The organism is Chryseobacterium angstadtii (genome assembly GCF_001045465.1).
In the GTDB taxonomy this organism is placed as follows: domain Bacteria; phylum Bacteroidota; class Bacteroidia; order Flavobacteriales; family Weeksellaceae; genus Chryseobacterium; species Chryseobacterium angstadtii.
In genome coordinates this window covers 389,680-402,259 of the sequence record NZ_LFND01000005.1, presented here as the reverse complement: position 1 = coordinate 402,259, position 12,580 = coordinate 389,680, and the positions used below count along the sequence as shown (strand labels likewise).

At 38.4% G+C, this 12,580-nt stretch carries 7 protein-coding genes and 1 pseudogene; 3 read left to right on the top strand and 5 right to left on the bottom strand.

Features of this window, described 5'->3' with window-relative positions; all coding sequences use genetic code 11:
• Positions 1-254 (bottom strand): annotated as a pseudogene (locus ACM46_RS16770) (protein-disulfide reductase); the annotation flags it as partial.
• A gap of 243 nt (positions 255-497) precedes the next feature.
• On the opposite strand from ACM46_RS16770, the gene ACM46_RS16765 reads away from it, so the two are divergent.
• Both ACM46_RS16765 and ACM46_RS16760 read left to right on the top strand, forming a co-directional pair.
• Positions 498-1,844, top strand: a complete 1,347-nt coding sequence (locus ACM46_RS16765; protein ID WP_083997433.1) for a sensor histidine kinase — start codon at positions 498-500, stop codon at positions 1,842-1,844.
• Positions 1,841-2,536, top strand: coding sequence for a response regulator transcription factor (locus ACM46_RS16760; protein ID WP_048507809.1), 696 nt, complete (start codon positions 1,841-1,843; stop codon positions 2,534-2,536). The genes ACM46_RS16765 and ACM46_RS16760 overlap by 4 nt, the downstream gene beginning before the upstream one ends.
• An 86-nt stretch (positions 2,537-2,622) precedes the next feature.
• Here the strand turns inward: ACM46_RS16760 and ACM46_RS16755 are convergent, their stop codons facing one another.
• Entirely contained in the window at positions 2,623-2,997 is a 375-nt protein-coding gene (locus ACM46_RS16755; RefSeq protein ID WP_241486041.1) for a hypothetical protein, read from the bottom strand.
• 28 nt (positions 2,998-3,025) lie between these two features.
• Between ACM46_RS16755 and ACM46_RS23715 the strand changes: the two genes are divergently transcribed.
• Entirely contained in the window at positions 3,026-3,199 is a 174-nt protein-coding gene (locus ACM46_RS23715; protein ID WP_241486040.1) for a hypothetical protein, read from the top strand.
• On the opposite strand, the gene ACM46_RS16750 is transcribed toward ACM46_RS23715, so the two are convergent.
• The 3 genes from ACM46_RS16750 to ACM46_RS16740 all read right to left on the bottom strand — a co-directional run bounded on the left by ACM46_RS16750 (position 3,177) and on the right by ACM46_RS16740 (position 12,573).
• Positions 3,177-6,425, bottom strand: a complete 3,249-nt coding sequence (locus tag ACM46_RS16750) for a discoidin domain-containing protein (protein WP_048507808.1) — start codon at positions 6,423-6,425, stop codon at positions 3,177-3,179. The genes ACM46_RS23715 and ACM46_RS16750 overlap by 23 nt on opposite strands.
• An 827-nt stretch (positions 6,426-7,252) precedes the next feature.
• Positions 7,253-7,786 carry a hypothetical protein gene (locus tag ACM46_RS16745; RefSeq protein ID WP_048507854.1) on the bottom strand — a complete coding sequence of 178 codons (534 nt, stop codon included), beginning with the start codon at positions 7,784-7,786 and terminating at the stop codon, positions 7,253-7,255.
• Positions 7,787-7,815: 29 nt separating this feature from the next.
• Complete coding sequence (locus tag ACM46_RS16740; RefSeq protein ID WP_131707617.1) at positions 7,816-12,573, bottom strand: hypothetical protein; 4,758 nt, start codon at positions 12,571-12,573, stop codon at positions 7,816-7,818.
• Positions 12,574-12,580: the final 7 nt, after the last annotated feature.

Genomic DNA, 12,580 nt, shown 5'->3' with positions numbered 1-12,580 from the left:
ACTTCGGTAAATTTTCCTATCAGCTCAATGTTTTTTCCGGAAACTTTATACTCCGTAGGAATTCCTGTATCTTCCGGAAGATCTTTGGAATAAATATGCCAGCCGCTTTCCATGGTTGCATTTAAAACAGCCTCGTATTGATTGTTCCCCAAATCGTTGATGGTAAACTTAAACTTGACAGGATTTTTAATCTGCGCATTCATTCCTGCTGCTAGAAACAGCAACACTACTAAAAACCAGTTTCTAAATTTCATTTCTTTATTTTTTAAGACTTCGGCAGATTTCATCATTTTATAATTACTATATCTTGCTTTTAGCCAATCCATTTTTGATTAATTAATAAAGCAAACCTAAAAAAGTTCTATAACGTAAATTGTTAATCGAGAATTAACTAGTGTTAACTAGTGTTAACCGTTAATGAATAAAAGCATAAATAAATTACATTTGTGATACCGAAAACACATTATGAATTATAAATTTCAAACACTGAATACAAAATGAATAAGAAATACAGAAGAGTATTTTTAATGGCATCGATTACAGTCTGCTGCATTTTTATTTTTCAGGTATACTGGACCTTTAATTCTTATAAAATCGCAGAGAAAAATTTAAATACTGTAATAGATAATACATTGAAGAAAAGTATTGAGCTTTATCAGCTCAAGCAACTCGATTCAATACCCATCATAAGAAAGGATGATCAACGCATATATTATGCGACGGGTAAATGGTATGACAATTCCAAAAAGAAAAACTGGGATACTACAAAAGAGCTACCTTACCGAATGACAATAATGCCTATTCAGATACCTACAGAACAATTGCCGATTATGAAAAGAATAATTCTGCAATTAAAAGCATCAACATTAAAGTCAATTGATTTAAAAAATTTGAAGGCGATAATACAACACGAATTGGCTAAAAACAATATTGATATTAATTTTAACCTTTCTTTAAGTCATAACAAGATTCCAGTTAAAAATACGTTCTACATCCCTCTCCAGTTATCCAAAGATCATGCATTTGCAAAAGTTCAGATGAATAATTTTGGTATTTACATCATAAGACAAAATATAGTTTCTCTATCGGTTTCTCTGATTCTTATTCTGCTGTCAGTGGGAAGCTATTATTTTATGGCACTCACCATAAAAAGGCAATTGAAACTGGATGATGTGAAGAATGACTTTATCAATAATATAACTCATGAGCTCCGGACACCTATCTCTATACTGAAGTCATCCAATGAAGCTTTGCTTAATTTTAATGCTATTAACGACGAAAATAAGGTAAAAAGATACCTTACCCTTAATAATGATATCCTGGACAAACTGAACCATAATGTAGACAGGATGCTTGATATTGCTCAATTCAGTGAACGGCCAAATACAGTCAAGCTTACTCAAGTACATTTGAATGATTTAGTGCCCACCATTATCAATAGATTCGCCATTAATGAAGATGTCACTATACAATATATCAATCAATTAACAAATGATGAATTTCGTACCGATCCCTATATCATTGATACAGTGCTCTCTAACCTGTTAGATAATTCAATAAAATATGCTGATAAAAGAGTAGATATTCTCTTAAAGATTTCTCCAATTGAAAAAGGGATCCAATTCCATGTTGAGGACAATGGTAAAGGAATTGACTCCGCGTATCTCCCCTACATATTTGATAAATTTTTCAGAGTTCCTAAAGGGAATCTTCACGACGTAAAAGGCTACGGATTAGGGTTAAATTTTGTAAAGAAACTTGTGAATACTTTAAATGGAGAGATTACAGTGAAAAGTAAATTAAATTCAGGGACTACTTTTATTATAAAATTTCCGAACATATGAATAAAATAAAGGTTTTATTAGTAGAAGACGAAGCTGTGCTGGCCATGATCGTAAAAGAAACTTTGGAAATGAATGGTTTTGAAATAGAGATTGCCAATAACGGCATAGAAGGCTGGGCAAAATTTAAGAACAGGCAACCCGATATTTGTGTGGTGGATATCATGATGCCCAGAAAAGATGGTTTTTCTTTAGTTGAAGATATCAGAAAAATTGACGATCTGGTTCCGGTTATTTTTTTAACTGCCAAATCACAAACATCTGATGTTATTAAAGGATTGGAAATTGGAGCTGATGATTACATGAGAAAGCCTTTCAGTATGGAAGAGCTTATATTAAGAATAAAAAAATTAATCAGAAGATCTTCAACCCATCTTGTTGAAACCGAAACAATCACTTTAACAGATAATACAATTGGCAGTTTTCAGTTTGACTTTAAAAGACTGGAACTTATCCACAACAACACAACCATTAATTTATCTCAAAGAGAAGCTGAATTACTCAACCTGCTGATGATTAACAAAAATCAAGTCCTTGAACGTAAAACAGCCTTGCTCAAATTGTGGGGAGACGATAATATTTTTGCCGCACGAAGCATGGATGTTTACATTACGCGTTTGCGTAAATTCCTAACGCTTGATCCTTCTGTAGAGATACTGAATATCAGAGGAGTCGGTTTCAAACTGGTTGAATGAGAGACAAATCATTATAAAAAAACAGCCCCACTCATGGGGCTGTTCAATTAACCTAATTAAATCACTTCGTTCTGAAAAGTTTTATTTTATGGTTTCCAAAAACTCCAGACTGTACCATTGAAAACAGCCAGCTGTTTTGCTGTGGTATCATAAACCATCATGCCCGGAGCAGGATTAATAATATTTAAATGAGGACTCGATACTTTAGGTAGAATCATCGCCTTGTTGGTATCTTCCAGCACCAGAATTCCGGGATCCGCTCCCGGAGCTCCAACGGTAACTTTCGCACCGGGCTCTTCATTGAATGGAGTCTGCATTGAAACCCCATCCGTACTCGTCACCGGATCTACTGTAGTTCCTGTAGTATCTACGGAAAGATCTTTCCAGCCGGACGCATATTTCACCTTTACTTTATGGTCTGTAAGATCATAAGCAATCGTTCCGTTCACTGCTCCTGTCACAGCAGCTGTACTGGTGACCCAGGGAAGAATGATCCCTTTATTACCGGTTTCAAATTCTAATGAAACCGAAGGACTGGTAACGGAGCCTTTCCCTATGGCAACCTATCCGGAAACAGCTACGGTTCCAAACAAAAATATGAGTATTTTAAATGTTTTCATTGTGTTAAATGATTATACGATTAAGGACATGTTTGGGTATTGAAACATTTCCATCCGGCTGCAGTACCATCCGTATTGATATACAGGCAGTCTGAAGTAATATTATACACCATCATTCCTTCTGCCAGATTGGCTGCCGGAATAGCATTAATCTGCGCAGTGGTTAGCCTGTTCGGTACAAATCCTTTAGTTTTGGCTTCAATGGCTAACCAACCTCCTTTTCTTACTCCAGGCCAGCTTCCGGTGTTTTCCGCAGCTCTTCCTAAAGCAGTAATACCATATAAAGTAGGTAAAATAGTTCCTGCGGTAACAGCCGGTCTGAAACATGCCAGAGCACAAGCCGTTATAGCTGCATTGATTGCATTGGAATAGGTATAAGTACCATTGTAAGTCGCTGATGCGGTATCGCTATTCTCTATGACCGTGTAGAATCCATTGGCTCCGTAATCAGCTGCAGTATTGTTTCCTACCGTCGCATTTGGAGATAAAGTAGAAGAAGGGTTATTCAATGTTCCCGGGCTGAAGGTTCCGCCGTTGGCTGTAACGTAAGTAATAACTCCTGCTTCTGAAGCATCCGAACAGTTGTCATTATCACTGTCATTATCAAGATAATTCGGGATACCATCACCATCAGTATCACAAATACTTACCGATGCTCCTGCTACAGCTACTCGGTCAATTACAAAATCATCAGCCGCTCCACCTGATATGGAAGGGTAAAATAGCAGATAGTAGTTCCCTGATAAGGCAGGAACAAAGCTTCCGGTAAAGTTTTTATAACTTGGGTTGTCTGCTGTTCCAGGTAAAGTATTAAGAACTCCGGATTCTAGCATTTTTTCCGGTCTTTGGGTATCTGCGTTGTACAGCATCACAATATATCTATTGGTGGAACCATTGGTAGTACGAAGCCCCAAGTCAAAGGAATAGTTATAAGTAGCTCCGGCTACCAGAGGAGAAGATAGTTTATTGACTACGGGTCTGTTAGGATCGTTTTCCTGGAGAATATATTGAAGTCCAGTAGCTGTATTCATTCCGTCATTCAGATCAAAAAGACCTCCGGTAAGTGGTGAATTAACCTGATTACCACCTCCTATTCCATAATTGTATACCGCTCCGGTATTAGTAATAGATGTTACCGTTGGAGTAAAAGGCTCTGCAATAGGAAGAGTTGCTGATGCAAGCCCCATATACCAATTAGGAATATTGGCTGCTGTAGTGGAAAAACCTCCGCCTGTAGCCATATTTCCAACAAGAGAAGGGCATTCTACTATATCTAAAACCCCGTCATTATCATCATCAATATCCTTAAAATTCGGTATTCCGTCGTTATCTGTATCAATACAGACATTTATAGATGAGTTAGTTGCGTATGCGCTGTACGTGGAAGTATAGTTGGTTATTCCATTAAGATCAGGATCCACACTATCATTCAAACCATCATTATTTGTATCAGCAGCAGCTGGATTAAGCTGGCTGTTGGCTGGATTTACAATTCCATAGCTTCCTCCTACATTGTTGGTTGTAGATGGAGTGAATAGATCAGTTAACGGGCTTACTCCTGATTCTTTTAGATCCGGGCATCCGTCACCATCACTATCCAGATCCAGATGATTAGGAATACCATCATTATCCGTATCCAGGGAAGCACATTCTTTAAAAAAGAATTCTGTTGCCCAACCAGTTCCCACAGCTCCTGCGATTCCAAAATAACGGTAATATTTATAGGCAGTTTTATTGGTGGAAAAATCCGCAATATTGGAATTAGACTGTGAACTCTGCCCTGTTTGATTATTTTGATAGGATAATGTTCCTGTAAGATCTACCCAGGAGGCCCCATTATTACTTCCCTGTATTTTGTATGTACTGGTAGTACTGAATAATGTCTGCCCGGAATACTGGCCTATTTCCCATGAAGTAAGCACTCTTGCTGTAGGCAGCTCAATCCTAAGCCATTCGGAATTACTCAGAGTTCCGGTAGGGTTATAAATAACAAAATCATTGGCATCAACTCCATCCACTAGATTTGCCAATGTCTGGGTACCATCAAAAGTATAGTTAATGGTAGAAGGTTTTGTAACAATAAGACTTGTTTTAAATGCGTTACTCGATATGCCACAGGCCTGTTCTAAGACATCAGTAATTCCGTCATTATCATCATCTACATCCAAATAGTCTTTGATTCCATCACCATCGGTATCGGGCCTGTTGTCTACAGGATCACAGGAATTTCCTATGCCATCCCAGTCATCATCAGCAGACATTATTTTAGAGTTTCCTACACTTTGTCCGCCATTAGCGATAGTAGGAATTCCATTCGCGTCAACAGTGTTTCCAAAGTTTTGAATTACAGGACCTGCATAACCATTGTACGCTGCTCCGGTATTTCCTCCGCTTATAGAAGAATTAACCAATTGAGAGCTTGTAAATCCGCCGCCACCTTCAATAGCATCCGGGCATCCGTCTCCATCACTATCCAGATCGAAGACATCTAAAATACCGTCTTTATCTGTATCTGGTTCAGCACATATATTACCCAGTTTCAAAAGAACTCCGTCAACCGTAGCATTTCCTGCATAAGCGTTGGCAAAATCTATCGTTATTTGTGATACCATTTGGTCTATCTGCAATGTTCCGGCTGTTGTATAATGCCCTGTTGTCGTAGATGTTTGGCCTGCGTTGGCATCCTGAACGGTGGTTTGTGTGGTTAAGAAATCGGTTTTACCAGCTAGCTGAGTCCATGTAAGCCCATTCAGTAAAGTCATTCTTTTAGATGTCTCTCTTTGAGGTGTTGTTCCGGCAGCTCCTCCCAATTCATCAATATGAATAAGGGGTTTACTAACAAATACAGGATTGTTTGAAGCATCAACAAATGATATCACTAATCTTGGAGTTGCTCCTGTAAAAGAGTAATTGGCGGCAAAAGCATTACTTCCCATAACTGCTGTTGACGACCAATAATTTGTATTGGCAAAAGCTTGGTTTCTTAAAGTTGTAGCGTTGGTAACAGTTAATTTAGCGATCACTCCATTTCCAAAGTCATAGCTTGCAGTAGTTCCGGATATTGTCCATGTTCCAGATAGAACCCCTCCATTACATCCTTCTATAGTATCTAAAATGCCGTCGTTATCATCATCCAGATCAGTTTGATTGATTATACCATCACCATCCCAGTCATCCGTTGGGCCTGTCTGTGCATATAAGTGACAAGAAAAATAAATAGCCGATAAAAACAACAGGCTAAACAATTTAGTCATAATTTTTTTTTTCATAATGTGTTTTTTTAAAGGAAATGATATTTATGTATGGTTATCTTCTGGATTCGAAACCTTAATAAGAAGCCCGATATTAATTTCCTTTAAGTCTATTTTTATTAATAATTTTCTTTTTTCAAAAATGTTTTTCTTTTAGTTCAATATTGAAAATAATCCAATCAAATACATTTCAATTTTCAAAACTATTTACAGATATAGGAACAACAATAAATCAGAACATTAATTTTCATTAATTAAGGTGATACAAATTCAATAAAAACATTAAAAATCATATGTTTAAATTGCTTTATATCAATAATTTAAGGTTAAACACATATTAATTTCAATTTGTAAAAACATCATAATAATTATATAATACTTTTAATAGCAAAAATATTAACTTAAAAAAAAACATATAACCTTCATTATCAAATAGTTAAATCTAATACCTGCTAATTCATATAAAATCTATAGTTAACAGTCATTATACCTTCATATCTTAAAATAAAATATGAATTACACAAACTACAAGATTGATTATCAAATGATTAAAACCATCAATACATAATCAATTATACATTTACAAGATTCTCAATAAAATACCATGTTTGATAGAAACAATAACATTCGTTTTCCTTTTCTCTTTATCTTCAATAGTTTCCTGCATCAATCCTAAAAAGAAAATGATTATTTTTTGCCATAAGTAAAGAAGTGACCAAGGCCATACAACTCATCACAACAATCAGATTATATTGAAAATCAACTGCATATAAAATAAAAAACAGCCCCACTCTTGGGGCTGTCCAATTAACCTATTAAATCACTTTGTTCTAAAAAGTTTTATTTTATGGTTTCCAAAAACTCCAGACTGTACCATTGAAAACAGCCAGCTGTTTTGCTGTGGTATCATAGACCATCATGCCCGGAGCAGGATTAATAATATTTAAATGAGGACTCGATACTTTAGGTAGAATCATCGCCTTGTTGGTATCTTCCAGCACCAGAATTCCGGGATCCGCTCCCGGAGCTCCAACGGTAACTTTTGCACCGGGCTCTTCATTGAATGGAGTCTGCATTGAAACCCCATCCGTACTTGTCACGGGATCTACTGTAGTTCCTGTAGTATCTACGGAAAGATCTTTCCAGCCGGACGCATATTTCACCTTTACTTTATGGTCTGTAAGATCATAGGCAATCGTTCCGTTCACTGCTCCTGTCACAGCAGCTGTACTGGTGACCCAGGGAAGAATGATCCCTTTATTACCGGTTTCAAACTCTAAGGAAACCGAAGCACTGGTAACGGAGCCTTTCCCTATGGCAACCTGCCCGGAAACAGCTACGGTTCCAAACAAAAATATGAGAATTTTAAATGTTTTCATTGTGTTCATTGTGTTAAATGATTATACGATTAAGGACATGTTTGGGTATTGAAGCATTTCCATCCGGCTGCAGTACCATCTGTATTGATGTACAAGCAATCTAAAGTAATATTATATACCATCATTCCTTCTGCCAGATCAGCTGCCGGAATAGCATTAATCTGCGCAGTGGTTAGTCTGTTCGGTACAAATCCTTTAGTTTTGGCTTCAAGGGCTACCCAGCCTCCTTTTCTTACTCCAGGCCAGCTTCCGGTGTTTTCCGCAGCTCTTCCTAAAGCTGTAATACCATATAAAGTTGGTAAAATAGTTCCTGCGGTAACAGCCGGTCTGAAACATGCCAGAGCACACGCCGTTATAGCTGCATTGATTGCATTCGCATAGGTATAAGTACCATTATAGGTAGCGGCTGCAGTATCATTATTCTCTATGACCGTGTAGAATCCATTGGCTCCGTAGTCAGCAGGAGTATTATTTCCTACCGTTGCATTAGGAGACAACGTGGAAGAAGGGTTATTCAATGTTCCCGGGCTGAAGGTTCCGCCGTTGGCTGTAACGTAAGTGATAACTCCTGCTTCAACAGCATCCGAACAGTTGTCATTATCACTGTCGTTATCAAGGCTGTTTACAATTCCGTCTCCGTCAGGATCACAGTTATTAGACTGAATCGTCACAAAGAATGAAACGGCTCCGGTAGCTGCTACCCCAGACACTGAAAAGTCTAAACTTTTCACGGTACGGTTTCCAAAACCTTTTAATGTTATGGCAGGATCTGTATTAGCACCTAATGTTGTCTGACTGTAAGAGGTACTACCGTTTTTCGTTAAATTAGTTCTGGTTATTATATCACTGAACTCCGAATCTCTTGCAGTTCCTAATGTAGCATCAGTACCCGGATTAACTGCATACGTATAAACCAGGTTGGTTGTAGCTGCAGTAGCAGCCGTTACAAAACCTATCATGATTCTGTCTGCTGGAACCGGAGAAGAGAACGTAATTTTCCATGTACCACTAGCCTGAGTCCCTGTTCTTGTTATAAAACTACATGCTGCCGGGTTAGAAAAAGGATATTGATTATCAATCGTTCCTGTGCCTGCACAGGTTGTTGCTGGTGATTCTGCAAATCCTGCAGATGGTACAGAACTTTGCACCGTTGTTGTACTACCGTCAATAACATCTCCGGGAACAGAATACTGTCTGGAAGGACATGCTTCTATACGATCCAATACTCCATCATTATCATCATCAATATCTACAAAATCCGGAATTCCATCTCCATCTCTGTCGGAACAGTTTGAAACACCTGGATCAAGAGCCATATCATAAGTGGATGGATATTTAGCTATCCCGTTTTCTGTGGTTTCCAATAGATTGTAAAAACCGTTGGCACCATAATCAGCAGGGGCTCCCGTACCGGCAACAGCATTTCTAACTCCGGTTGGATCAATCATATTAGTTGTTAAACTACCGTTTGACATGGTTCCTCCATTCGTGCTTACATATTCGTAAACCCCTGATTCCATAGCATCAGGACATCCGTCACCGTCACTATCAAGATCCAGATAGTTAGGAACACCATCTCCGTCAGTATCACATGTGCTTGAAGATACTCCGGCTACAGCTACCCTGTCGATGACAAAATCATCAGCTGCTCCACCAGATACTGAAGGGTAAAATAATAAATAGTAGTTTCCTGATAAAGCAGGAACAAAGCTTCCGGTAAAGTTTTTATAGCTTGGCGTATCTGAAGTTCCCGGTAAAGTGTTAAGAACTCCGGATTCTATCATTTTTTCCGGTCTTTGGGTATCTGCGTTATACAGCATCACAATATACTTATTGGTAGTTCCTGTAGTAGTACGAAGCCCTAAGTCAAAGGCATAGTTATAAGTAGCTCCGGCTACCAGAGGAGAAGATAGTTTATTGACTACGGGTCTGTTAGGATCATTTTCCTGCAGTACATATTGAAGTCCTGCAGCTGTATTTCCCCCGTCATTCGTATCAAAAAGACCTCCGGTAAGCGGTGAATTCACCTGATTGCCTCCTCCGATTCCATAATTGTATACCGCTCCGGTATTACTAATAGATATTACGGTTGGAGTAAAGGGTTCTGCAATAGGAAGAGTTGCTGATGCAAGCCCCATATACCAATTAGGAATATTGGCTGCTGTAGTGGAAAAACCTCCGCCTGTAGTCATATTTCCAAATATTCCCGGGCATTCTACTTTATCCGGAACTCCGTCATTATCATCATCAATATCATTTACGTTTGTAATACCGTCTCCATCAGAATCTGTACATGCATTAATAGATGAATTAATTGCATAAGCATTGTATGTTGAAGTGTAGTTGGTTACCCCATTAAGATCAGGATCAACACTATCATTTAATCCGTCATTATTTGTATCCGCAGCAGACGGATTAAGCTGACTGCCCGCAGGATTTGCAATTCCATAGCTTCCTCCTACATTGTTTGTAGCAGACGGAGTAAATAGATCTGTCAGCGGGCTTACCCCTGCTTCTTTTAAATCCGGGCATCCGTCTCCGTCACTATCGAGATCTAGGTAATTAGGAACGCCATCTCCATCAGTATCGGTACTCATATTACAGACCGAAAAACCATTCCCAGTTCCTAAAGTTACGCCAGTCACCACAACGGCATTTGACAGTCGGCTTATCTTAATGGAATAAACTTGATAGTTGGGATTCATCACCAAATCAAATCTAAAATTTGAATTTTGTACTATTGTAGGATCTGCAGCTATATTATAAGTGTATAGTAGATTTCCACTAACATCATAAGCCGAATAGGCTATATACTCATGATTAGTACTGCTGGCAGCACAGTCATTTTTAAATGAAATACTTTTTAATGGTACCGGCTGCGTAATATTTGTCGGATTAACAGATTTTATCCAAATATCGGAAGAATAAGTGGTTCCTTGTAAAGCAGGCTGTGCACAAGCAGCACTTGATAATAGAATCCCTGAAGCAAAGGTTGATGTTTCCGAAAAAACAAGACCAATATCATCTGCAAGCTGGGTATATAAAGTTCCTGAATTTACTCCATATTGGCTAAAAATATTACTTATTCCGCTTGCTGATGTTGTATTATAACCTACATTTGGATTACACCCTGCCTCTACAGTATCCAAAATTCCATCATTATCATCATCAATATCATTGACATCCGCAATACCGTCTCCATCAGAATCTGTACATGCATTAATGGATGAATTAATTGCGTAGGAATAAACAGAAGAATAATCCACAATTCCATCATTATTAGCGTCCACAGCATCTACTAATCCATCATTATTAGAATCTATATCAGGAAACTGATAATTAGCCGTCGTATTAGTAGTAGCTCCCGATTCCTTAGCATCAGAACAGCCGTCATTATCACTATCGAGGTCTAGGTGATTAGGAGTTCCATCTCCATCGGCATCTGTGCCTGCGCCTGTACACGTTAGTTTCGGATAACGGGAAGCAACGTATGTTGGTGTATTAAAATCAAAATACACTTCAGAAGCATTCTGGGCTGCAATATTAGTTGCTGCTACTCCGGTAATTCTAATATATTTAAAGGCAGTAGTTGTGTTGAGGGTTACCGGATATTTAATGGACGTCGTCACACTCACATCACCATTTACGGTAGTATTACTTACTGCTGCTTGTGAAATGGCGGCAGAAAGATCTACCCAATCTGTACCGTTATTGGTATTCGAGCCCTGTATTTTTGTAGTTCCAGCAAATTGTGTTGCTGTATTAAACTTTAAATATAAAGCATCCAGCCTTACAGGATAAGCAAAATTAAACAGATAAACGTTGGCATTCTGAATAGCCTGTGCCGGGGTATTTGAAAAAGTAACCGCGCTCACATTATTAACTCCATCCGTCAATTGATCGAAAAACCCTGTAGTAGTAGTCAATGCAGAACTTATGGTAACTATGCTTTGCGGTTTGACACCTGTATTCCATTCATCGGCGCTAAAATAGCAAATAGGATTTTCTGTAGCATCAGGAACTCCGTCGTTGTCGTCATCAATATCTACACTATCATCGATGCCGTCATTATCTGTATCCGGCCATACCAGGTGGGTATAAGAAACATCATCTATAAAGAAATCATCTGTTCCGGCCGTTCCATTCGGGCCGCTTGCCGTTCCATTGTTACGCTGGAATAAGACTATACCTGAATTGGGCAAGAGATCGGTATCTACAGTTACATCAACCGTTGAATAAGCCCCTGTAGCAAAACTACGGGCTGTCAGACTGTTATTTACTGCTAGCTTCTGTACAATAGCCGGATTGATTTCTGTTATGTTAACAGTTGGTGAGTTGGCGTCAGCAGTTATGGGGTTAAAAACAGAAAAGAGCTTTATAAATCCTCCGGATGGTCCCTCTAACCAAATGCTCATTTTTCCCCACGATGTATTAACTGGGACTCCAAAAGCATTAACGGGGGATATTTTCACCGAAAAAGTCGCATATTTAGGACTGGATGATGTTTTAAAAACAACATTAGACTGGGTAAGATTCAAACCCTCTGCTCCATCACGAAATGCAGTAGCACCACCATTAACAGCAAACCAATTATTACTAGTAGGAAGATCTGTTCCTGTTCCATTGGTAGCCCAGCCATTTAGGTTTCCGCCTGTAGTGGTATCTGTACCAAAATTTCCGTTTGTAATAGCATTAGCGCTCGTTGTTTGAGCGGATAGCAAAGAACAAAACGAGAGAATAATCAACACTATAGAATACCCTATAGAGAGGTAATACTTTTTTTTCATATTATTT